This is a genomic window from Sporosarcina sp. QA0331 (genome assembly GCF_055808055.1).
Map to the genome: position 1 here is coordinate 3,650,673 of NZ_CM147850.1, position 21,180 is coordinate 3,671,852.

The 21,180-nt window shown below is 45.0% G+C and carries 38 protein-coding genes; all 38 read right to left on the reverse strand.

Annotated features, from left to right (window positions below):
- Positions 1–230: 230 nt before the first annotated feature.
- The 38 genes from rpsI to tuf all read right to left on the reverse strand — a co-directional run bounded on the left by rpsI (position 231) and on the right by tuf (position 21,083).
- Positions 231–623, reverse strand: a complete 393-nt coding sequence (gene rpsI, locus AC0L13_RS18540) for a 30S ribosomal protein S9 (protein WP_147057408.1) — start codon at positions 621–623, stop codon at positions 231–233.
- Positions 624–642: 19 nt separating this feature from the next.
- The gene (rplM, locus tag AC0L13_RS18545; protein WP_440499005.1) at positions 643–1,080 is read right to left on the reverse strand and encodes a 50S ribosomal protein L13; all 438 of its coding nucleotides are present in this window, start codon (positions 1,078–1,080) and stop codon (positions 643–645) included.
- 169 nt (positions 1,081–1,249) lie between these two features.
- Positions 1,250–1,996, reverse strand: a complete 747-nt coding sequence (truA, locus tag AC0L13_RS18550; RefSeq protein WP_473642242.1) for a tRNA pseudouridine(38-40) synthase TruA — start codon at positions 1,994–1,996, stop codon at positions 1,250–1,252.
- 1 nt (position 1,997) lies between these two features.
- Positions 1,998–2,801 (reverse strand): energy-coupling factor transporter transmembrane component T family protein, encoded by an 804-nt coding sequence (locus AC0L13_RS18555; RefSeq protein WP_473642243.1) that lies wholly within the window; start codon positions 2,799–2,801, stop codon positions 1,998–2,000.
- Positions 2,802–3,671 (reverse strand): energy-coupling factor ABC transporter ATP-binding protein, encoded by an 870-nt coding sequence (locus tag AC0L13_RS18560; RefSeq protein WP_473642244.1) that lies wholly within the window; start codon positions 3,669–3,671, stop codon positions 2,802–2,804. It abuts the gene before it with no gap.
- On the reverse strand, positions 3,647–4,492 hold the full coding sequence (locus tag AC0L13_RS18565) for an energy-coupling factor ABC transporter ATP-binding protein (protein ID WP_473642245.1): 846 nt from the start codon (positions 4,490–4,492) through the stop codon (positions 3,647–3,649). Before AC0L13_RS18565 ends, AC0L13_RS18560 begins: the two co-directional genes overlap by 25 nt.
- Positions 4,493–4,783: 291 nt before the next feature.
- Positions 4,784–5,164 carry a 50S ribosomal protein L17 gene (rplQ, locus tag AC0L13_RS18570; protein ID WP_060203464.1) on the reverse strand — a complete coding sequence of 127 codons (381 nt, stop codon included), beginning with the start codon at positions 5,162–5,164 and terminating at the stop codon, positions 4,784–4,786.
- 28 nt (positions 5,165–5,192) lie between these two features.
- A complete protein-coding gene (locus AC0L13_RS18575; protein WP_251627903.1) occupies positions 5,193–6,137 on the reverse strand; it encodes a DNA-directed RNA polymerase subunit alpha in 945 nt (314 codons plus the stop codon).
- Between the two features lie 136 nt (positions 6,138–6,273).
- Positions 6,274–6,663, reverse strand: a complete 390-nt coding sequence (rpsK, locus tag AC0L13_RS18580) for a 30S ribosomal protein S11 (RefSeq protein WP_009499031.1) — start codon at positions 6,661–6,663, stop codon at positions 6,274–6,276.
- Positions 6,664–6,685: 22 nt separating this feature from the next.
- Entirely contained in the window at positions 6,686–7,051 is a 366-nt protein-coding gene (gene rpsM / locus AC0L13_RS18585; protein WP_473642246.1) for a 30S ribosomal protein S13, read from the reverse strand.
- 24 nt (positions 7,052–7,075) lie between these two features.
- Positions 7,076–7,189: a 50S ribosomal protein L36 gene (gene rpmJ / locus AC0L13_RS18590; RefSeq protein WP_076758849.1), complete on the reverse strand. Its 114-nt coding sequence runs from the start codon at positions 7,187–7,189 to the stop codon at positions 7,076–7,078.
- Between the two features lie 40 nt (positions 7,190–7,229).
- Positions 7,230–7,448, reverse strand: coding sequence for a translation initiation factor IF-1 (infA, locus tag AC0L13_RS18595; RefSeq protein WP_060203457.1), 219 nt, complete (start codon positions 7,446–7,448; stop codon positions 7,230–7,232).
- Positions 7,448–7,807, reverse strand: a complete 360-nt coding sequence (locus AC0L13_RS18600) for a hypothetical protein (protein ID WP_473642247.1) — start codon at positions 7,805–7,807, stop codon at positions 7,448–7,450. The genes infA and AC0L13_RS18600 overlap by 1 nt, the downstream gene beginning before the upstream one ends.
- 68 nt (positions 7,808–7,875) lie before the next feature.
- Positions 7,876–8,529 carry an adenylate kinase gene (locus AC0L13_RS18605; RefSeq protein WP_473642248.1) on the reverse strand — a complete coding sequence of 218 codons (654 nt, stop codon included), beginning with the start codon at positions 8,527–8,529 and terminating at the stop codon, positions 7,876–7,878.
- A 63-nt stretch (positions 8,530–8,592) separates the two neighbouring features.
- Positions 8,593–9,885 carry a preprotein translocase subunit SecY gene (gene secY, locus AC0L13_RS18610; protein WP_473642249.1) on the reverse strand — a complete coding sequence of 431 codons (1,293 nt, stop codon included), beginning with the start codon at positions 9,883–9,885 and terminating at the stop codon, positions 8,593–8,595.
- Positions 9,885–10,325: a 50S ribosomal protein L15 gene (gene rplO, locus AC0L13_RS18615; RefSeq protein ID WP_060203448.1), complete on the reverse strand. Its 441-nt coding sequence runs from the start codon at positions 10,323–10,325 to the stop codon at positions 9,885–9,887. Before rplO ends, secY begins: the two co-directional genes overlap by 1 nt.
- A 33-nt stretch (positions 10,326–10,358) precedes the next feature.
- The gene (gene rpmD, locus AC0L13_RS18620; RefSeq protein WP_224654333.1) at positions 10,359–10,541 is read right to left on the reverse strand and encodes a 50S ribosomal protein L30; all 183 of its coding nucleotides are present in this window, start codon (positions 10,539–10,541) and stop codon (positions 10,359–10,361) included.
- A 13-nt stretch (positions 10,542–10,554) separates the two neighbouring features.
- Complete coding sequence (rpsE, locus tag AC0L13_RS18625; protein ID WP_440498996.1) at positions 10,555–11,055, reverse strand: 30S ribosomal protein S5; 501 nt, start codon at positions 11,053–11,055, stop codon at positions 10,555–10,557.
- Positions 11,056–11,077: 22 nt separating this feature from the next.
- The gene (gene rplR / locus AC0L13_RS18630) at positions 11,078–11,440 is read right to left on the reverse strand and encodes a 50S ribosomal protein L18 (protein ID WP_252504706.1); all 363 of its coding nucleotides are present in this window, start codon (positions 11,438–11,440) and stop codon (positions 11,078–11,080) included.
- 34 nt (positions 11,441–11,474) lie between these two features.
- A complete protein-coding gene (rplF, locus tag AC0L13_RS18635) occupies positions 11,475–12,014 on the reverse strand; it encodes a 50S ribosomal protein L6 (protein ID WP_473642250.1) in 540 nt (179 codons plus the stop codon).
- A 30-nt stretch (positions 12,015–12,044) separates the two neighbouring features.
- Entirely contained in the window at positions 12,045–12,443 is a 399-nt protein-coding gene (gene rpsH, locus AC0L13_RS18640; protein WP_060203437.1) for a 30S ribosomal protein S8, read from the reverse strand.
- 29 nt (positions 12,444–12,472) lie between these two features.
- Positions 12,473–12,658 carry a 30S ribosomal protein S14 gene (gene rpsN / locus AC0L13_RS18645; RefSeq protein ID WP_066366377.1) on the reverse strand — a complete coding sequence of 62 codons (186 nt, stop codon included), beginning with the start codon at positions 12,656–12,658 and terminating at the stop codon, positions 12,473–12,475.
- Positions 12,659–12,677: 19 nt separating this feature from the next.
- The gene (rplE, locus tag AC0L13_RS18650) at positions 12,678–13,217 is read right to left on the reverse strand and encodes a 50S ribosomal protein L5 (RefSeq protein ID WP_440498994.1); all 540 of its coding nucleotides are present in this window, start codon (positions 13,215–13,217) and stop codon (positions 12,678–12,680) included.
- Between the two features lie 26 nt (positions 13,218–13,243).
- Positions 13,244–13,555, reverse strand: a complete 312-nt coding sequence (gene rplX, locus AC0L13_RS18655; protein WP_381441645.1) for a 50S ribosomal protein L24 — start codon at positions 13,553–13,555, stop codon at positions 13,244–13,246.
- 35 nt (positions 13,556–13,590) lie between these two features.
- On the reverse strand, positions 13,591–13,959 hold the full coding sequence (gene rplN / locus AC0L13_RS18660; protein ID WP_060203431.1) for a 50S ribosomal protein L14: 369 nt from the start codon (positions 13,957–13,959) through the stop codon (positions 13,591–13,593).
- A 39-nt stretch (positions 13,960–13,998) separates the two neighbouring features.
- Entirely contained in the window at positions 13,999–14,262 is a 264-nt protein-coding gene (rpsQ, locus tag AC0L13_RS18665; protein ID WP_473642251.1) for a 30S ribosomal protein S17, read from the reverse strand.
- A gap of 17 nt (positions 14,263–14,279) precedes the next feature.
- Positions 14,280–14,480, reverse strand: a complete 201-nt coding sequence (rpmC, locus tag AC0L13_RS18670; RefSeq protein ID WP_009499049.1) for a 50S ribosomal protein L29 — start codon at positions 14,478–14,480, stop codon at positions 14,280–14,282.
- The gene (gene rplP, locus AC0L13_RS18675; RefSeq protein ID WP_473642252.1) at positions 14,470–14,904 is read right to left on the reverse strand and encodes a 50S ribosomal protein L16; all 435 of its coding nucleotides are present in this window, start codon (positions 14,902–14,904) and stop codon (positions 14,470–14,472) included. Before rplP ends, rpmC begins: the two co-directional genes overlap by 11 nt.
- A gap of 2 nt (positions 14,905–14,906) precedes the next feature.
- Positions 14,907–15,563, reverse strand: coding sequence for a 30S ribosomal protein S3 (rpsC, locus tag AC0L13_RS18680; protein WP_440498992.1), 657 nt, complete (start codon positions 15,561–15,563; stop codon positions 14,907–14,909).
- Between the two features lie 3 nt (positions 15,564–15,566).
- Entirely contained in the window at positions 15,567–15,911 is a 345-nt protein-coding gene (gene rplV / locus AC0L13_RS18685) for a 50S ribosomal protein L22 (RefSeq protein WP_060203423.1), read from the reverse strand.
- Between the two features lie 19 nt (positions 15,912–15,930).
- Positions 15,931–16,209 carry a 30S ribosomal protein S19 gene (rpsS, locus tag AC0L13_RS18690; RefSeq protein ID WP_060203421.1) on the reverse strand — a complete coding sequence of 93 codons (279 nt, stop codon included), beginning with the start codon at positions 16,207–16,209 and terminating at the stop codon, positions 15,931–15,933.
- Between the two features lie 63 nt (positions 16,210–16,272).
- The gene (gene rplB / locus AC0L13_RS18695) at positions 16,273–17,103 is read right to left on the reverse strand and encodes a 50S ribosomal protein L2 (protein ID WP_060203419.1); all 831 of its coding nucleotides are present in this window, start codon (positions 17,101–17,103) and stop codon (positions 16,273–16,275) included.
- Positions 17,104–17,136: 33 nt separating this feature from the next.
- Positions 17,137–17,421 (reverse strand): 50S ribosomal protein L23, encoded by a 285-nt coding sequence (rplW, locus tag AC0L13_RS18700; RefSeq protein WP_440498990.1) that lies wholly within the window; start codon positions 17,419–17,421, stop codon positions 17,137–17,139.
- The gene (gene rplD, locus AC0L13_RS18705; RefSeq protein WP_473642253.1) at positions 17,421–18,044 is read right to left on the reverse strand and encodes a 50S ribosomal protein L4; all 624 of its coding nucleotides are present in this window, start codon (positions 18,042–18,044) and stop codon (positions 17,421–17,423) included. The genes rplW and rplD overlap by 1 nt, the downstream gene beginning before the upstream one ends.
- A gap of 25 nt (positions 18,045–18,069) precedes the next feature.
- The gene (rplC, locus tag AC0L13_RS18710; protein ID WP_440498988.1) at positions 18,070–18,699 is read right to left on the reverse strand and encodes a 50S ribosomal protein L3; all 630 of its coding nucleotides are present in this window, start codon (positions 18,697–18,699) and stop codon (positions 18,070–18,072) included.
- Between the two features lie 39 nt (positions 18,700–18,738).
- Entirely contained in the window at positions 18,739–19,047 is a 309-nt protein-coding gene (rpsJ, locus tag AC0L13_RS18715) for a 30S ribosomal protein S10 (RefSeq protein ID WP_042478628.1), read from the reverse strand.
- Positions 19,048–19,405: 358 nt separating this feature from the next.
- Entirely contained in the window at positions 19,406–19,795 is a 390-nt protein-coding gene (locus tag AC0L13_RS18720; RefSeq protein WP_473642254.1) for a hypothetical protein, read from the reverse strand.
- A 100-nt stretch (positions 19,796–19,895) separates the two neighbouring features.
- Positions 19,896–21,083, reverse strand: coding sequence for an elongation factor Tu (tuf, locus tag AC0L13_RS18725; RefSeq protein WP_473642255.1), 1,188 nt, complete (start codon positions 21,081–21,083; stop codon positions 19,896–19,898).
- Positions 21,084–21,180 lie beyond the last annotated feature (97 nt).

Consider the following 21,180-nt stretch of genomic DNA (forward strand, 5'->3'; position numbering starts at 1 on the left):
TCATGCATCGTTTTTATTTGCCCAAGATATAGATATTGCTATGTATCGAAACGTTTAGGACACATAAATATATAAACCACACAAATTAATTATCTTGAATTAATGCCAGAAAAAAAGCACCAGCAAGATGCCGATGCTTTAAATCTGTTGAGTTCTTTATGAGGTACAAGCTGATTTGCGCCAACTCGAACCAAAAAACCTTTGTAAACGTTGATGCAATAAGGAATTGATTAACGTTTTGAGAACTGAGGTGCACGACGCGCGCCTTTAAGACCGTATTTTTTACGTTCTTTCATGCGGGAGTCACGAGTAAGCAATCCTGCAGCTTTCAATGTGCCGCGGAAGTCAGGGTCTACAGTAAGTAGAGCACGAGCTACGCCGTGGCGGATTGCGCCTGCTTGACCAGTGTAACCGCCACCGTGGACGTTTACATGGATGTCATAGCTGCCAAGTGTTTGAGTAGCTACAAGTGGTTGCTTGATCACTTCACGAAGTGTTTCGAATGGTACGTAGTCTTCTACGTCACGGTTGTTGACGACAATTTTACCTTCGCCAGGTACGAGACGTACACGAGCTACTGAGCTTTTACGACGGCCAGTGCCGATATATTGTACTTGTGCCAAAAGTGTTTCCTCCTCTTAATTATCCGCGAAGCTCGTATGCTTCTGGTTTTTGTGCCGTATGTGGATGTTCCGGTCCAGCATAGACATGAAGTTTCTTGATTGTTTGACGACCTAGAGGACCTTTTGGAAGCATCCCTTTAATCGCAAGTTCCAACATTTTAGTTGGGTAGTTTGTACGCATTTCAAGAGCTGTACGTTGTTTGATATTACCTGTATAGCCTGTGTGGCGATAGTAGATTTTATCTTTTAATTTATTCCCAGACAATTGGATTTTCTCAGCGTTGATGATGATGACGTGATCGCCAGTGTCAACGTGTGGTGTGAACGTAGGTTTATTTTTGCCGCGCAAAATTGCTGCAACTTCAGAAGCTAGACGACCAAGCGTCTGTCCTTCAGCGTCGACAACGAGCCATTTACGCTCTACTTCGTGACCTTTAGCCATGAATGTTGTACGCATGTATTGTTTCCTCCTAAAATTATCAATCTGTTCCGTTGTTTTCTCTATCCCTAAACACAAATAAACTTTCCGGGGCTTATTGTGGGGTTATTGAAATACCATTTATCATCTTATATTGAAAGTGATCATAAGTCAAGCGTTTTCTTAGAAAACACCTGGAAAAGTTGACTCAGTCATCGTATGTCACATTCATCAAGTACAAACCGTGTGCTGGCGCTGTTTTCCCGACCTTTTTCCGGTCTTTTGCTTCGATCATTTCCTTCATATTCACCGGCTCGTTCCAACCTATGCCGACCGCAAAAAGCATACCTGCAATTGTCCGCACCATATTGTACAGGAAACCATCGCCCTCAATCGTCATGATCAGCTCTTCGCCTTGCTCGACAAGCGTTAGTTCCCGTACGGTCCGCACTTTATTTGCAGTCGCCGTTTTCGATGAACAGAAGCTTGTGAAATCATGCGTGCCGATGAAATACTGGGCAGCCTCGCGCATCCGCTCGATATCAGGCTTCCACTTCCCTAAATGCACGGCATAATTCCGTTCGAAAGGGCTTTGGATTTCGCTCGACGACCATTTGTACATATAAGTCTTTCCTGTTGCGGAATAGCGTGCATGAAATTCTTCATCCACAAACTCCACATTCATAATTCTTACATCCTTAGGCAATAAAACATTCAGCGCCATCCGCCACCGGTCAGGCGGAAGATCCAATGGCGTATCGAAATGGATCACCTGTCCAAAAGCATGCACACCTGCATCTGTCCTACCGCTCGCGACAGAGTAGATGGACTGATCTTTGTGAAGCTTCACAAGGGCTTTATCGATGACGGATTGCACTGTCCGTATATTCGGCTGGAACTGGTATCCTGCATAGTCTGTACCGTCGTAAGCGACGGTTGCCTTGACTCGTTTCATATCAGTTCCCCCCTCTCAGCCAAATAAGAGCAGCGACTAATACGAGGAATAGGATGATGATCAATGTATCACGCCATTGCCAACTTAACTGGCGGTACCTCGTCCTTCCCTCACCACCGCGATAGCCTCTCACTTCCATCGCAATAGCAAGATCCTCAGCCCGTTTAAATGCGCTGACGAAAAGGGGGACAAGCAACGGTACAACTGCCTGTATCCTTTCCTTAATAGTGCCGCTCGTTAAATCGGAGCCACGGGAGAGCTGCGCTTTCAATATCTTATCCGTTTCATCCATCAATGTCGGAATAAAGCGAAGTGAAATCGACATCATTAAAGCAAGTTCATGGACCGGCAATTTAATGCGCTTCAACGGATTTAACAGCGTCTCCATTCCATCCGTGATAGAAATGGGAGACGTCGTCAATGTCAATATAGTCGTCATGAGGACAAGTACGAGGAACCGAATGGAAATATAAATCCCCTGCCTGACCCCCTCTTCATAAATCTTAATGAATTTCCAGTCGATTAGCAGCGCGCCTTCCTTCGTGAAAATGAAGTGCATAAGCAAAGTGAAAACGATGAGGAAGAGAATCGGTTTTAGTCCATTGAACAAGAAATAAAGACGAATCCTTGCAATGAATATGACAAGCAATGTAAAAGCCAGCAGTAAAGCGTAAGTGACCGTATTATTCGCTAAAAACACCGCGATAATAAACATGAAGACGAACAACAGCTTCGACCTCGGATCAAGTCGATGGACAAATGAATCGCCCGGCACGTATCGACCAAAGATCATCTTCTCAAGCATTTATTGCTCACCTTCTTCCTGCAAAGCGTCGGCTATGATGCTAGCAAGCTGCTCTTCAGTAAGTGCAAGCTTCCCAAACTGCTTGCCAAACAGTTTCTCCACATCCCGCTGAAACGCCACAGAACGCGGCAGGCCAAGCCTGAATGACTTTAGTTGCTCTGCATCCTCGAATACTTCTTCAGCCGTTCCGGACATTACAGAGCGCCCCTCATGCATGACAAGGATTTGATCCGCATATCTCGCTGCATCTTCCATGCTATGCGTGACGAGTATCGTCGTCAAACCTTCCTCTTTATGCAACTTGTTGAAAAGCTCCATAATTTCTTTACGACCACGTGGATCGAGCCCGGCCGTCGGTTCATCCAATATAAGGACGGACGGTTTGAATGCGAGAACGCCAGCTATCGCGACACGTCGCATCTGTCCGCCAGATAGATCGAACGGCGACTTCTGTGCGACGTCTTCTGGCAAGCCTAAAAGCTTGATCAATTCATGGGCTCGCCGTCTAGCCTCCTCTTCGGGAATCCCGAAGTTTAAAGGTCCGAACATAATATCCTTCTCAACGGTCTCCTCGAAGAGCTGGTGCTCGGGAAATTGAAAGACGATGCCGACATGCTTTCGGATTTTTTTTAGCTCTTTCGCCTTCGTATCGGAAGTAATGTTGATCTCTCCGATACCCACTGAACCTTCAGTCGGCTTTAGAAGGCCGTTCAAATGAAGGAGCAGCGTAGATTTGCCAGACCCGGTATGTCCGATGACCGCCGTATATGATCCAGATTTAATTGAAGCATTCACCTCATAGAGGGCCCGTTTTTCAAAAGGCGTGCCTTTTGCGTATGAATAGCCTACTTGTTGAAGTGAGATGTCCATAATTCATTCACCAACTCTTCTTCCGTCATATGTTCCCCTTGTATTGCGACACCTTCCTGGCGAAGAGCCCGCGACAATCTCGCCGCAAAAGGCAGATCCAGTCCGATCGCCTCCAGCTCGTCCCCATGCGCAAAAATTTCCTCCGGATTGCCGGTCATCATCAGCTTCCCATTATTCATCACAAGGACTTTGTCCGCTAGGAGCACTTCCTCTAAATCATGTGTAATGGAAATAACCGTGAGTCCCGCCGCCCGCTTCAGCTCATCGACTACTTGGATCACTTCATCGCGTCCTTGCGGATCCAACATGGAAGTCGCCTCGTCCAAAATGAGCAGCTTGGGACGCATGGCAAGTGCTCCTGCAATTGCCACACGCTGTTTTTGTCCGCCAGATAGATGATGAGGCTCATGATCCAGAAATCCTTCCATCTTCACTTGTGCAAGTGACTCGTGTACACGTGGCACCATCTCCTCAAAAGGGATGCCGTTGTTTTCCAAAGCGAATGCAACATCGTCCTGTACAGTCGAACCAACGAATTGATTGTCCGGATTTTGAAAGACGATACCGATGTCCGAGCGAATTTCCCAAAGGTTATCTGCGTTCAACTCCTCGAGAAAGACTTTCACTTTGCCCTCCTCCGGAAATAAAAGACCAATCATCAGCTTGGCCAACGTCGATTTGCCCGATCCGTTATGACCTACAATGGCAATCCATTCTCCGTCCCTGACAGTGAAACTGACATCATCCACTGCTCTGCGTATTTCGCCTTCTTCCGACTCATAGGAATAGGACACATGATCCAATGACAAAATTTCCTTCACAACTTTCACCTCCGGGTTTTTCTGATTATGTATGAAACAACTGAATTCTACAATTTTTTCTCGATATAAATAAAAAAAGCGCGCACCTCATCCGAAGAAATGCGCTCCATTCTATTCTGATGCTGGGTGCTCAATCCAGATCAGCGGATGAGATGCGTAGAGCTAGACCGATCGGCTAAACCGTCGATCATAACACTCAGCTTTTAATATTTGTCGTATAAATCATTTAGATAAGAAAAGGGCGTGGCTGTGCGTATGCCAGACACACCCTTGGTTGTTTATATTTAGTAATTAAACTAATTCGATTACTACAACAGGTGCTCCGTCTCCACGACGAGGTCCCATTTTCATAATACGAGTGTATCCGCCTTGGCGGTCAGCGTAGCGTGGTGCCACGTTATCAAACAATTTTTGAAGTGCAAAAATCTCTTTTTCATTGCCTTCCTCATCCGCAGTTGTTACTAGCTCACGACGAATGAATTGTGCTGCTTGACGACGTGCATGTAAGTCACCGCGTTTACCAAGCGTGATCATCTTTTCAACGACTGAACGTAATTCTTTCGCACGCGCTTCTGTTGTTTGGATGCGCTCATGCACGATTAGGTCTGTCGCCAAGTCGCGAAGCATTGCTTTACGTTGTGAACTTGTACGTCCAAGTTTTCTGTAACCCATAGAAGTTTCCCTCCTTCAATCTAGTTGATTAATCTTCCGAGCGTAACCCGAGGTTCAACTCATCCAATTTCGCCTTTACTTCTTCAAGCGATTTACGGCCAAGGTTGCGCACTTTCATCATTTCATCCTCAGACTTATTAGCAAGTTCAAGAACGGTATTGATGCCTGCGCGTTTCAGGCAGTTATAAGAACGAACAGATAGATCAAGTTCTTCGATAGTCATCTCAAGTACTTTCTCTTTCTGGTCTTCTTCTTTTTCCACCATAATTTCAGCAGTTTGTGCTTCGTCAGTCATACCGACAAAAATATTCAGATGCTCCGTCAGGATTTTTGCTCCGAGCGAAACAGCTTCTTTCGGACCGATGCTGCCATCTGTCCAAATGTCAAACGTCAACTTATCAAAGTTGGTGCTTTGACCTACACGAGTATTCTCGACTTGAAAATTGACGCGTGAAACTGGAGTGTAAATAGAGTCGATCGGAATAACACCAATCGCAAGATCCTCACGTTTGTTTTGATCGGAAGGTGCATACCCTCGGCCACGAACAGCATACATGCGCATACGCAGATGACCATTCTTGCCTAGAGTAGCGATTTGAAGATCCGGATTCAGCACTTCGACATCACTGTCATGAGTGATATCAGCAGCAGTGACCGTCCCCTCGCCTTTTACATCTATTTCAATCACTTTCTCATCATCTGAGTAGATTTTGAGAGCAAGTTTCTTCACGTTCAAAATAATTGTTGCAACGTCTTCAACGACACCTTCAATTGTAGAGAATTCATGAAGAACTCCGTCGATCTGGATAGATGTCACGGCAGCTCCTGGCAATGAGGAAAGAAGCACGCGGCGCAAGGAATTCCCTAAAGTGTTTCCGTATCCACGCTCCAATGGTTCAATAATAAACTTACCGAACTTGGAATCTTCGCTGATCATAACTGTTTCAATCTTCGGTTTTTCAATCTCGATCATTCATTTACCCTCCTTCAAAACGTCTAGTATATAGGCCGTTCCATATTGAAATCGATTATCAAAAGAAATCAAAATGCAATCACACAATTTAGTTTTACCAAAAATTGTGCTTTTCAATCAAATGGAGAACAAACCATTATACACGACGACGTTTCGGTGGGCGGCATCCGTTATGTGGAACCGGTGTTACGTCTCTGATTGCAGTTACTTCTAGACCTGCTGCTTGTAGTGAACGGATTGCAGCTTCACGACCAGCACCTGGTCCTTTAACAGTAACTTCCAAAGATTTCAGGCCATGCTCCATAGCAGTTTTAGCAGCTGTTTCAGCAGCCATTTGTGCAGCAAACGGAGTCGATTTACGAGAACCTCTGAATCCTAGTGCACCAGCACTTGACCATGAAAGTGCATTACCGTGACTATCAGTGATTGTTACGATTGTATTGTTGAACGTCGAACGGATATGTGCAATACCAGTTTCAATATTCTTTTTCACACGACGCTTACGAGTTTGTTGTTTACGTGCCATGTACGAAAACCTCCTTTACCTATTATTTCTTCTTGTTAGCTACTGTCCGTTTAGGACCTTTACGTGTACGTGCATTGTTTTTCGTGTTTTGTCCACGAACAGGTAGTCCACGACGGTGACGGATTCCACGGAAGCTTCCGATTTCCATCAAACGTTTGATGTTGAGGGAAGTTTCACGACGAAGGTCCCCTTCAACTTTCAAACCGTCGATTTGCTCACGGATTTTATCAAGTTCTGCATCAGTAAGATCGCGAACGCGAGTTTCTTCAGAAACGCCAGCACCAGCAAGGATCTTTTGTGCAGTTGTTTTACCAATTCCGAAAATGTATGTCAATGAAATGACAACGCGCTTATCGCGCGGTACGTCTACACCAGCAATACGTGCCATATAGATTGTGCACCTCCCTTTGTATTAGCCTTGTCTTTGTTTATGTTTTGGATTTTCACAGATTACCATTACTCGGCCGCGTCTGCGAATAACTTTACATTTTTCGCAGATCGGTTTTACAGATGGTCTTACTTTCATCTTACCCAACCTCCTTCAATATTCCGGAGTTGCAAAAGTTTCATTTGAAACGGTATGTGATACGACCGCGTGTCAAATCATAAGGTGAGAGTTCCATCGTCACTTTGTCGCCAGGCAGGATACGGATAAAGTGCATACGGATCTTGCCTGAAACATGTGCAAGAATCGTATGACCATTTTCCAATTCCACCTTGAACATTGCGTTCGGCAACGTTTCGACTACGGTACCTTCAACTTCAATTACGTCGTCCTTCGCCATCAATCCTGTCTCCCTTCTATATCCAATAAAGGTCTTAACCATCGAGCGGCAACAGTCGCCTTCAAAGCTTCCTTCAACATATGTCCGGATTGCATGAGTGATGTTCGAAAGACGTCTGTCACACTTCGTTTCCCGTTAGTCAGTCCCCGACTTTTGTTGTGGAAAATCGCATCGGAAAAGACACTAACGACAGGATTGCCGTTGGTGCGTTCCATCCTTGCCACAGAGTTTCGGACATCCTTTACATTATACCCACCTCGGCAGGCATTTGCATTTACGACGTCCCAAAACAGTGCCGCCAATGGATTATCACCAGTTCCTATACCGGGCACCATATGCTTTTGCAGCTCGTTAATCATACGCTCTTTCCGTGCAACAGTGCGATGCTGCCCACAATATGGCGTGCATGAATTGCGTCCGGAAAGGATCACTGGCCACTCTCTTGTAAGATAGCGTCCAGGTCTTTGAAAACATCATTGATGTCTTTTTGTCCATCTATGTTCTTCAGCACGCCCTTGTCGTTATAAAACGCCAATAGTGGTGCTGTTTGATTCATATTTACTTCCAGACGGTTCGTGACAGTTTCCGGATTGTCATCCGCTCGCTGATAAAGTTCCCCGCCATCCTTATCGCATTTGCCTTCAACCTTTGGCGGGTTGAATTGCAAATGGTAGGATGTGCCGCATACTTTACAAATTCTGCGACCGGTCAATCTTGCGATAAGTTCATCTTTTTCTACTTTGATGTTGAGCACGTGCTCAATTTTCCGGCCCATATCCGAAAGCAATGCATCCAATGCTTCTGCTTGAGGAACTGTGCGTGGAAACCCATCGAGTAGGAATCCATTATCACAATCGGATTTGCTTAGTCGTTCACGAACGATGCCAATTGTCACTTCATCAGGAACAAGAGCACCTTGATCCATGAACGATTTTGCTTTGACTCCAAGTTCCGTGCCTTCCTGAATTGCAGCACGGAACATATCGCCTGTAGAAATATGAGGGATTTCGTACTTTTCGACAATTTTATCTGCTTGCGTACCTTTTCCGGCACCTGGCAGACCCATTAATACGATATTCATACGTCTTGCCCTCCATCATTATTCAAAACAGGAGTTAACCAAGGGGTATACCTATTAAGAATATTATTTCATGAACCCTTTGTAGTGCCTTTTCACAAGTTGTGATTCAAGCTGTTTCATCGTTTCAAGGGCAACCCCGACGACGATAAGCAAGCTCGTTCCTCCAATTTGAGCGGACTGTGGAAGGTTCGCCAAATTGATGAAGAAAATCGGCATGACCGCTACGACGGCAAGGAAGATCGAGCCAACGAAAGTCAGTCTATACAAAGTGCTTGTTAAATATTTTTGCGTGTTTTGCCCCGGACGGATGCCTGGGATATACGCGCCTTGCTTTTTCAGATTGTCTGCCATATTTTCCGGATTCACTTGAATGAATGCGTAGAAATATGTGAAAGCAAGGATTAAAGCTACATAAAGAATCATTCCGACCGGTTCATTGTAATCGAACGTTCGAGTAATGAACTTCGTTACGCTGTTCTCGCCGAAAAATGTAGCGATTTGCTGGGGTGTAATGAAAAATGCCACAGCAAAGATTACCGGGATTACCCCTGCAGCATTCAATTTCAATGGTAAGTGCGTTTGTTGTCCGGCCGTAGTCTGTTGACGACCTGTCATACGTTTTGCATACTGAATTGGAATTTTACGGAGCGCTTCTTGTACGTAAACAACTCCGACGATGATCGCGATAATGACGATCAACAACAATGCCATCATAGCAAGGCGAATGAACAAAGCATCTCCCGCATCTTGAATTTGTGTTGCATACAGTTGGTTCACTGCGTTTGGAATAGCTGCGACGATACCCGCGAAGATGATAATGGAAATACCATTACCGACTCCTTTTGCGGTGATCTGCTCACCAAGCCAAAGCAGGAATGATGTACCGGCAGTCAAGACAATCGCAATCATCACGTAAGTGGAAATTCCTTCGCCGACTATGAGCGTACCGCCGAACATTTGGTTGAAACCGAATGACATGGCGATCGCTTGAATGAAGGCGAGGACGACTGTGAAATATCTTGTGAATTGAGCAAGCTTTCGTCTTCCGACGTCCCCTTGCTTCGCCCATTCAGTGAATTTCGGAACGACATCCATCTGCAATAATTGCACGATGATGGAAGCGGTGATGTAAGGCATGATTCCCATTGCAAAAATGGAGAACTGCGCTAACGCGCCACCGCCGAATATGTTTAGAAATCCAATGAATTGGTTGTTTGATTGTTGCAAAGCCGTCGCGTCAACGTTAGGGACTGGGACGAATGTGCCGAGTCTAAATACGATGAGCACTAATAGTGTGAAAATGATTTTAGACCTAATATCTCTAACGCGCATAAAGTTGGAGATTGTCTGAAACATTAAATCACCTCTGCTTGCCCGCCCGCTTTCTCGATAGCTTCTTTAGCAGAAGCAGAGAATTTATGAGCTTTGACAGTAATCTTTTTCTCAAGAGTCCCATTTCCAAGAATCTTAATTCCTGATTTTTCATTGCTCACGATTCCAGTTTCAATTAGCAATTCAGGCGTAACTTCAGTACCTTCGTCAAAACGGTTAAGTACGTCCAAGTTCACGATCGCATATTCTTTACGATTAATGTTCGTAAATCCACGCTTCGGAAGTCGTTGGAATAGTGGAATTTGACCACCTTCGAATCCAAGACGAACACCGCCGCCGGAACGAGCGTTTTGACCTTTGTGACCTTTACCGGAAGTTTTACCTGTACCGGAACCGATTCCACGACCAATGCGTTTACGTGCTTTACGTGCGCCTTCAGCTGGCTTCATATCGTGTAATTTCATCTTATCGGCACCTCCTTATTTCGAAAATGTGCATTATTGTTCTTTAACAGTGACCAAGTGGCTAACCTTGCTGATCATGCCACGAATTGCTACGTTGTCTTGATGTTCAACTGTCTGATTCAATTTACGCAGACCGAGAGCTTCAACTGTTTTACGTTGTGCCGGCTTAGCGCCGATTACACTTTTCGTAAGGGTGATTTCAAGTTTATTTGCCATTGTGTTTCCCCCCTTAACCTAACAGTTCTTCAACGGATTTGCCGCGCAATTTAGCAACCTCTTCAGCGCGTTTCAAACTCTTCAACCCTTCAATTGTTGCACGAACCATGTTGATTGGTGTGCTTGATCCTAGGGATTTTGAAAGGATATCCGTGATTCCTGCAAGTTCAAGTACCGCACGGACAGGTCCTCCGGCGATTACTCCTGTACCAGGTGCTGCCGGTTTGATAAGGATTTGCCCTGCACCGAAACGTCCGATAATTTCGTGTGGAGTCGTTCCTTTAACCATTGGCACTTCGATCAAGTTTTTCTTCGCATCTTCGATAGCTTTACGGATTGCATCAGGAACCTCTTGCGCTTTCCCTGTTCCAAAACCGACGCGACCGTTTTTATCTCCGACAACGACAAGTGCTGTGAAGCGGAAACGACGTCCACCTTTTACCACTTTCGCTACGCGGTTGATCGTTACTACGCGTTCTTCGAATTCACTTCTATTCTGATCATTACGACGCATGAAATATGTCCCTCCTTCTTAATTAAAATTCCAGTCCATTTTCGCGTGCTGCGTCTGCAAGAGCTTTCACACGGCCATGGAATAGGTATCCGCCACGGTCGAAAACAACCGATTTGACATCCTTTTCAACGGCTTTCTTCGCGATCATCTCGCCGACTTTAGCTGCTGCTTCAGCATTCGCTTTAGAGTCCAATTCGAACCCTTTATCCATAGTGGAAGCACTTGCAATCGTAACGCCATTCACATCGTCGATTAGTTGTGCATAGATATGTTTGTTTGAACGATAAACATTCAAGCGTGGACGCGCTGGAGATCCGCTGATTTTCGTACGAACACGTGCATGACGTTTTTTGCGGACAGCGTTCTTATCTTGTTTCGTGATCATCGTGGTCACTCCTTCCGAATGCCTTTACGCGGCATTATTTACCTGTTTTTCCTTCTTTACGACGGATTTGTTCGCCTTCATACTTAATACCTTTTCCTTTGTACGGTTCAGGTGGACGTACTTGACGAATGTTCGACGCCAAAGCACCGACGCGCTCTTTATTGATACCGCGAACGATGATTTTCGTATTTGCAGGAACTTCAACTTCAACTCCATCTTCCGGCGTGAATTCAACCGGGTGAGAGTATCCTACGTTCAATACAAGTTTCTTGCCTTGAAGCTGAGCACGATACCCAACCCCAACAAGTTCAAGTGTACGTTCGAAACCTTTTGAAACACCAGTTACCATGTTATCAAGAAGTGAACGAGTTGTTCCGTGGATGGAACGGTGTTCTTTAGAGTCAGAAGGACGAGTCAAAGTGATGATGTTGCCTTCTTGCTCGATTTTAATATCAGTATTAAATGTATTTGTAAGTTCGCCTTTAGGGCCTTTAACAGTGACAACGTTATTATCAGCGATAGTAACTGTCACGTTTTCAGGAACCTCGATCGGGCGTTTACCAATTCGGGACATTCTATTGCACCTCCATTCAATTGTTACAGATTACCAAACGTAAGCGACGACTTCTCCGCCTACTTGTTTTGCACGAGCTTCCTTATCAGTAAGGAGACCGTTTGACGTGGACACAAGGGCGATACCAAGGCCATTCAAAACTTTAGGAACTTCATTTGTTTTTGCGTAAACACGAAGACCAGGTTTTGAGATACGTTTAAGACCAGTGATAACACGCTCGTTGTTTTGACCATATTTAAGGAAAATGCGGATAATGCCTTGTTTGCTATCTTCCACATATTCAACATCGCGTACGAAACCTTCACGTTTCAAGATTTCAGCGATTTCTCTTTTCATGTTTGAAGCAGGTACCTCAAGCTTCTCGTGACGAACCATGTTCGCGTTACGGATGCGTGTAAGCATATCTGCGATAGGATCACTCATTGTCATTCCATTAACCTCCTTCCCAAGTTAGGGGATTACCAACTAGCTTTTTTAACGCCAGGAATTTGTCCCTTATATGCGAGTTCTCGGAAACAAATACGGCAAAGTTTAAATTTACGATATACGGAGTGCGGACGACCACAGCGCTCGCAACGTGTATATTCTTGAACTTTGAACTTTGGAGTACGTTTCTGTTTAACGATCATTGATTTCTTAGCCACGTTTTCGCCTCCCTTTAGTTTACTTTTGGAACGGCATGCCGAACTGCGTTAGCAACTCGCGTGCTTCTTCATCGGAGTTAGCAGTCGTAACGATGACGATATCCATTCCTCGTACTTTAGATACTTTATCGTAGTCAATTTCAGGGAAAATCAGCTGTTCTTTCACACCAAGTGTGTAGTTACCGCGACCGTCGAATGCTTTCTTCGAAACACCTCGGAAGTCACGAACACGTGGAAGTGAAACTGAGATCAGCTTGTCCAGGAATTCATACATGCGCTCGCCGCGTAGTGTTACCTTCGCACCGATCGGCATTCCTTCACGAAGACGGAATCCGGCGATTGACTTTTTCGCTTTTGTTACAACCGGCTTTTGACCTGAAATAATTGTTAGATCTTCTACCGCTGCATCTAGCGCTTTAGAGTTTTGAACAGCATCACCAACACCCATGTTGATGACGATTTTCTCTACTTTTGGTACTTGCATTACTGAAGTATATTCAAACTTGCTCATGAGAGCAGGTGTGATTTCTTTCGAAAACTTTTCTTTTAAACGGCTCATCAGTTGGACCTCCTTTCATCCATTACTCATTTGTCCAGCGCTTCACCGGATTTTTTAGCAATACGAATCTTTTTGCCATTTTCGAATTTATATCCTACGCGAGTAGGCTCACCTGTTTTAGGATCGATTGGCATGACGTTGGATACATGGATAGCTGCCTCTTGGCTGACGATTCCGCCTTGAGGGTTCGCTTGGTTAGGCTTAGTATGTTTTTTTACAATGTTGACGCCTTCCACAAGTACGCGATCCTTTTTAGGGAAAGCAGCTAAGATTACTCCGGTCTTACCTTTGTCTTTTCCGGTGATGACCATAACTTTATCGCCTTTTTTAACGTGCATTTCATCGCACCTCCTTGATTGGCACTGTCATGTGATTAAAGAACTTCTGGAGCTAGGGAAATGATCTTCATGAAGTTGCTGTCGCGCAATTCGCGTGCAACTGGTCCGAAAATACGTGTTCCACGTGGGCTCTTGTCATCACGGATGATAACACATGCGTTTTCGTCGAACGTAATGTAGGAGCCATCTTTACGACGCACTCCGCTCTTCGTACGAACGATAACTGCTTTGACAACGTCGCCTTTCTTGACAACGCCACCTGGTGTTGCTTTTTTCACTGTTACAACAACGATGTCACCGATATTCGCAGTTTTACGGCCTGTTCCGCCAAGCACTTTAATTGTTAGAACTTCACGTGCTCCTGAGTTATCGGCAACTTTCATACGGCTCTCTTGTTGAATCATTGAGGTTACCTCCTCTCGGAATTTTCTTTCCGAACGTTATTAGATGATGACCGCTTTTTCGACTACTTCGACGAGGCGGAAACGCTTTGTAGCTGAAAGTGGACGTGTTTCCATAATGCGAACTACATCGCCGATTTTCGCTTCATTCAATTCGTCATGGGCCTTGAATTTCTTCGAATACTTTACACGTTTGCCGTATAAAGCGTGCTTTTTATGTGTCTCTACCATTACGGTAACCGTTTTATCCATTTTGTCGGATACTACACGGCCTGTATATACCTTGCGCTGGTTACGCTCAGTCATGGCTGCAACCTCCTTCATCAGTTATTTGCACTGATCTCTCTTTGACGTATTACAGTTTTCATGCGCGCAATCGATTTGCGAACTTCACGGATGCGTGCAGTGTTTTCTAATTGTCCTGTCGCTAATTGGAAGCGAAGGTTGAAAAGCTCTTCTTTCAGTGATTTCACTTTTTGCTCGATTTCTGCAGTTGTTAAGTCACGGATTTCTTTAGCTTTCATTAGACTCACCACCAATTTCTTCACGTTTTACAAACTTGCTCTTCACGGGCAGTTTGTGAGATGCGAGACGAAGTGCTTCACGGGCAACCTCTTCTGACACACCTGCGATTTCAAACATTACACGACCTGGTTTTACTACTGCTACCCAGCCTTCTACAGCACCTTTACCGGAACCCATCCGGACTTCAAGAGGCTTTTTCGTATATGGCTTATGTGGGAAGATGTTGATCCAAACTTTACCGCCACGTTTCATGTAACGTGTCATTGCGATACGAGCAGATTCGATTTGACGGTTAGTGATCCAACCTGACTCAGTCGCTTGTAGGCCGAACTCACCGAATTGAACAGATGCTCCGCCTTTTGTAGCTCCGCGCATTTTACCACGGAACACACGACGATATTTAACGCGTTTAGGCATTAACATAATTAGTTGCCTCCTTCCTCAGAGTTCTTCTTCACTGGAAGGACTTCTCCCCGGTAAATCCATACTTTTACGCCAAGCTTACCATATGTAGTGTCAGCTTCTGCGTGTGCATAATCAATGTCTGCACGTAATGTATGAAGAGGAACAGTACCTTCACTGTAGTGTTCCGCACGAGCGATGTCAGCACCGCCAAGACGTCCGGATACTTGTGTTTTGATTCCTTTTGCTCCAGAACGGATCGTACGTTGAATTGCTTGTTTTTGAGCACGACGGAATGATACACGGCTTTCCAATTGACGTGCGATTGATTCTGCAACCAATTTCGCGTCAAGGTCAGCGCGTTTGATTTCTACGATGTTAATGTGTACACGCTTGCCAGTGATATCGTTCAACGATTTACGAAGTGCTTCAACTTCAGAACCGCCTTTACCGATCACCATGCCCGGCTTCGCAGTGTGGATTGTAATATTGACACGCTTTGCAGCACGCTCGATTTCCACTTTGGAAACTGCAGCGTCAACTAGGCGCTTTTCGATGTACTCACGGATTTTCAAGTCTTCGTGTAGAAGGTTCGCATAGTCTTTTTCTGCATACCATTTCGAATCCCAATCACGAATGATGCCAACCCGCAAACCATTAGGATGTACTTTTTGACCCACGAATTACCCCTCCTTCTTTTCGGATACCACTACTGTAATGTGGCTAGTACGTTTGTTGATCGCACTTGCACGACCTTGTGCACGTGGACGGAAACGTTTCATTGTTGGACCTTCATCAACGAATACTTCGCTGACGATCATGTTCTCAACATCCATTTCATAGTTGTGTTCAGCATTAGCGATTGCTGATTTCAATACTTTTTCTACAACCGGAGATGCCGCTTTTGGCGTCAGGCGTAGAATCGCGACAGCTTCACCGATTTTCTTGCCCCGGATAAGATCAACGACCAAACGGACTTTGCGAGGAGCAATACGGACTGTGCGGGCAGTAGCTTTTGCTTGTTGCATCAGATTAACCTCCTCTCAATTAACGTCTAGTTTTCTTATCGTCAGCGCCATGACCTTTGTATGTGCGCGTAGGTACGAATTCACCGAGTTTGTGACCAACCATATCTTCAGTCACATAGACAGGTACGTGCTTACGTCCGTCGTATACAGCAATCGTCAATCCGATGAAGGATGGGAAGATTGTGGAACGGCGAGACCAAGTTTTAATGACCTGTTTCTTTTGTGCATCTTTTTGAGCGTCGACCTTTTTCATTAGATGATCATCTGCAAAAGGTCCTTTTTTCAAGCTGCGGCCCATGGAAAAACCTCCCTCCGTGATGATTGTACTACGGTCCACTCACCGAACCGCAGTGTCATCACATTATTTTTTACGGCGACGAACGATAAGTTTGTCGGATTTGTTGTTTTTCTTACGAGTTTTGTAACCAAGAGCTGGTTTGCCCCAAGGTGTAACTGGGCTCGGACGGCCGATTGGAGTACGTCCTTCACCACCACCATGTGGGTGATCGTTAGGGTTCATGACAGATCCACGTACAGTTGGACGTTTGCCCATCCAGCGTGAACGACCTGCTTTACCGATGTTAATCAATTCGTGTTGCTCGTTACCTACTTGACCGATTGTTGCGCGGCAAGTTGATAGGATCATACGAACTTCGCCTGATTGTAGACGGATGATTACGTATTTGCCTTCACGTCCGAGCAATTGTGCGGATGTACCAGCAGAACGTACCAATTGTCCACCTTTACCAGGTTTCAATTCGATGTTATGGATTGTAGAACCCATTGGAATGTTTTCTAGTGGAAGAGAGTTCCCTACGCGGATGTCCGCTTCAGGTCCTGACATAACAGTCATGCCCACTTCCAATCCTTTTGGTGCAAGGATGTAACGTTTCTCCCCATCAGCATAGTTGATTAGGGCGATGTTTGCAGAACGGTTTGGATCGTATTCGATCGTAGCAACGCGTCCTGGAATGCCATCTTTCCGACGTTGGAAGTCGATGACACGGTATTGGCGCTTATGGCCTCCACCTTGGTGACGAACAGTCATCCTACCTTGGTTGTTACGTCCGCCTTTACGCTTAAGTGGCTCAAGCAATGATTTTTCTGGCTTATCTGTTGTAATAGCAGAGAAGTCTGAAGAAGTCATGTTACGACGTCCGTTGGAGGTAGGTTTATATTTCTTAATCGCCATTGGTGTTCCCTCCTTCGTTTATTTACGAGTTAATTACATTTCGAAAAGTTCGATGTCTTTTGAATCAGCAGTCAAAGTTACGATCGCTTTGCGGCGTTTGTTTGTGTAACCAGCATGTTTGCCCATACGTTTGAACTTACCTTTGTAGTTCTGTACGTTGACTTTTTCAACTTTCACTCCGAAGATTTCTTCGATAGCTTGCTTCACATGTGTTTTGTTAGCGCGCGTATCTACTTCGAAAGTGTATTTTTTGAGTTCCATTTGTTCTGAAGAACGCTCGGTAATGACCGGACGTTTTAGTACATCACGTGCTTCCATTAACCAAGCACCTCCTCAATTTTTTGAACTGCATCTTTTGTTACGACAAGTTTGTCATGAGCGACGATGTCGAGAACGTTGATGCCGTTTGCTGTAACGACGCTGATTCCAGGGATGTTACGAGCGGACAATGCCACTGCTTCATCAAGGTCAGCTGTTACGAACAATGCTTTTTTATTGATTGAAAGATCTGCAAGGACCTTCGTGAATTCCTTTGTTTTTGGAGCTTCGAATGTAAGAGCGTCCAATACGATGATTTCTTCATCGCGCACTTTTGTTGAAAGCGCTGAAAGAAGAGCTAAACGACGAACTTTTTTAGGAAGTTTGTAGCTGTAGCTTCTTTGAGTCGGACCGAATACGATACCGCCTCCACGCCATTGTGGTGAACGGATCGACCCTTGACGAGCACGTCCAGTTCCTTTTTGGCGCCATGGTTTACGACCACCGCCAGCAACTTCTGCACGAGTTTTTACTTTATGGTTACCTTGACGCAAAGATGCGCGTTGTTGAACCAATGCTTCGAATAGGACAGCTTCATTTGGCTCGATTCCGAAGATCGCTTCGTTCAATTCGATATCGCCAACTGAAGAACCTGTCTGACTTAGTACGGATACTTTAGGCATTTTTGTTTCCTCCTTCCTTTAAGAATTAGTTCCCTTTGATTGCGCTTTTCACTGTAATAAGTGATTTGCGTGCTCCTGGAACATTACCTTTTACTAGCAACAAGTTACGCTCAGCGTCAACTCGTACGATTTCAAGGTTTTGGATCGTAACAGTGTCTCCACCAGTACGTCCTGGCAATTTTTTACCTTTGAATACACGTTGTCCGTCAACCGCACCTAGTGAACCTGGTGCACGGTGGAAACGAGAACCGTGACTCATTGGTCCGCGTGAGAATCCGTGGCGTTTGATAACACCTTGGAACCCTTTACCTTTTGATACTCCTGTAATATCGACGATATCGCCTTCTGCGAATGTATCGACTTTGACTTCCTGACCAACTTCATACCCAGCTACGTCTACTCCGCGGAATTCGCGAATGAAGCGCTTAGGTGCCGTTTCAGCTTTTGCAACGTGTCCTTTTTCAGGTTTGTTTGCAAGCTTCTCACGTTTGTCGTCGAATCCAAGCTGGATTGCTTCGTAGCCGTCTGTTTCGTTTGTCTTCTTTTGAAGAACAACGTTTGGAGCAGCTTCAATCACAGTCACTGGAATGAGATCGCCGTTTTCAGCAAAAATTTGCGTCATGCCAACTTTTCTCCCTAAGATTCCTTTGGTCATTTGTCACACCTCCTGAATTAATTAGTTTTATTTTATCGATTAAAGTTTGATTTCAATGTCAACGCCAGATGGTAAATCGAGTTTCATCAATGCATCGACAGTTTGTGGTGTCGGGTTGACGATATCGATAAGACGTTTATGCGTACGCATTTCGAACTGCTCGCGCGAATCTTTGTACTTATGTACCGCACGAAGAATTGTATAAACAGATCTTTCAGTTGGAAGAGGTATCGGACCTGATACGCTTGCACCTGAACGTTTTGCTGTTTCTACGATTTTTTCAGCTGACTGATCAAGAATTCTGTGATCATATGCTTTTAAACGGATACGAATCTTCTGTTTTGCCATTACTTTCCCTCCTTCTCGCCTATTTTCTAGACATTCTCCACGGAAATTTCCCACACACGTGCCATGGCAAAGCGGCCGGGTGTGTCGGCAACCTCCCGCTTCATCGCAGTCAAAGACCAACATTCAACATTATACACAAGGAAAAAGAATCTCGCAACCCTTTTCGCGAAATTCTTTTCTCAGCTTTTTAATTATAATAGGATGTTGCTTATAATTCAACTGTTTTGTGGGATATTACATGAAAAATAGTGAGGTTTTTCGCGAAGCGTGCGGCTTTTTGTAATAGCGTGGCTTGTGGAGTCTAAATGATTCCTCGGATATCTAAAATGCTATGAAAATTAATTCGTAATAAAGGATGCTATTGCAGTGGTGCTTGCTGTGGTGCAGGAGTCGCTGCTTTAGGCGTGGGAATCGATTCTTGAGCGCGGGGAGGCTTGTCTTGATCGCGGATGTCACTTCTTGAGAGCGAGATCGGCTTCTTTGAGCGCGCTACAGCTTGCCTTGAGCGCGGAATGCCATCCTTTGGACGCGCGACGACACTCTTTGGACGTGGGATGCCTTCCTTTGGACGCGCGACGACACTCTTTGGACGTGATATGCCTTCCTTTGGACGCGCGACGACACTCTTTGGACGTGGGATGCCTTCCTTTGGACGTGCGACGACACTCTTTGGACGTGGAATGCCTTCCTTTGGACGCGCGACGACACTCTTTGGATGTGGGATGCCTTTCTTTGGACGCGGCCACATTTCATGATCCCTCTTTTCTAATCGCGCCAAATGCCTTTAATCCATCTAAAAGCATTACTAATAGAAAAAATCCCGCACGAGTGCGGGATTTAAAAGTTTATTACTTTTCGATTGTAGCTACAACGCCAGCGCCTACTGTACGTCCACCTTCACGGATTGAGAATTTAGTACCTTCTTCAATCGCGATTGGAGCGATAAGTTCAACTGTCATTTCAACGTTGTCGCCAGGCATAACCATTTCTACGCCTTCTGGAAGAGAGATGATTCCAGTTACGTCAGTTGTACGGAAGTAGAACTGAGGGCGGTAGTTAGAGAAGAATGGAGTGTGACGTCCACCCTCTTCTTTTGAAAGAACATAAACTTCTGATTTGAATTTAGTGTGTGGTGTGATTGTACCTGGCTTAGCAAGTACTTGTCCACGTTCGATGTCTTCACGAGCTACCCCACGAAGAAGTGCACCGATGTTGTCTCCAGCTTCTGCATAGTCAAGAAGCTTACGGAACATTTCTACACCTGTTACAGTTGTAGATTTTGGTTCTTCAGTCAAACCGATGATGTCAACAACATCTCCGACTTTAACTACTCCACGCTCAACACGTCCAGTAGCAACTGTACCACGGCCAGTGATTGAGAATACGTCCTCAACTGGCATCATGAATGGCTTGTCAGTGTCACGTGGTGGTGTTGGGATGTACTCGTCAACAGCGTTCATAAGCTCAACGATTTTCTCTTCCCACTCAGCTTCACCTTCAAGTGCTTTTAGAGCAGAACCTTTGATGACTGGAATGTCGTCGCCAGGGAATTCGTACTCAGAAAGAAGGTCACGGATTTCCATTTCAACTAGTTCAAGAAGCTCTTCGTCGTCAACCATGTCACATTTGTTCATGAATACAACTAGGTAAGGAACACCTACTTGACGAGAAAGAAGGATGTGCTCACGTGTTTGTGGCATTGGGCCGTCAGCTGCAGATACAACTAGGATACCGCCGTCCATTTGAGCAGCACCAGTGATCATGTTTTTAACGTAGTCAGCGTGACCTGGGCAGTCAACGTGTGCATAGTGACGCTTGTCAGTTTCATACTCGATGTGTGAAGTATTGATCGTGATTCCACGCTCTTTTTCTTCTGGAGCGTTATCTACGTCAGCGTAAGATTTCGCTTCTCCACCCATTCTTTTTGAAAGAACTGTTGCGATTGCAGCAGTCAAAGTTGTTTTACCATGGTCAACGTGACCGATTGTACCAACGTTAGCATGCTCCTTGGAGCGATCGAATTTCTCTTTACCCATTGTGGAATTCCTCCTTAAAAATATGAATGTTTTATTTTTTATAAGCATGGATGCTGGAGAAGCAATTCCCTCCAACTATCCATATCTTACAAGTAAT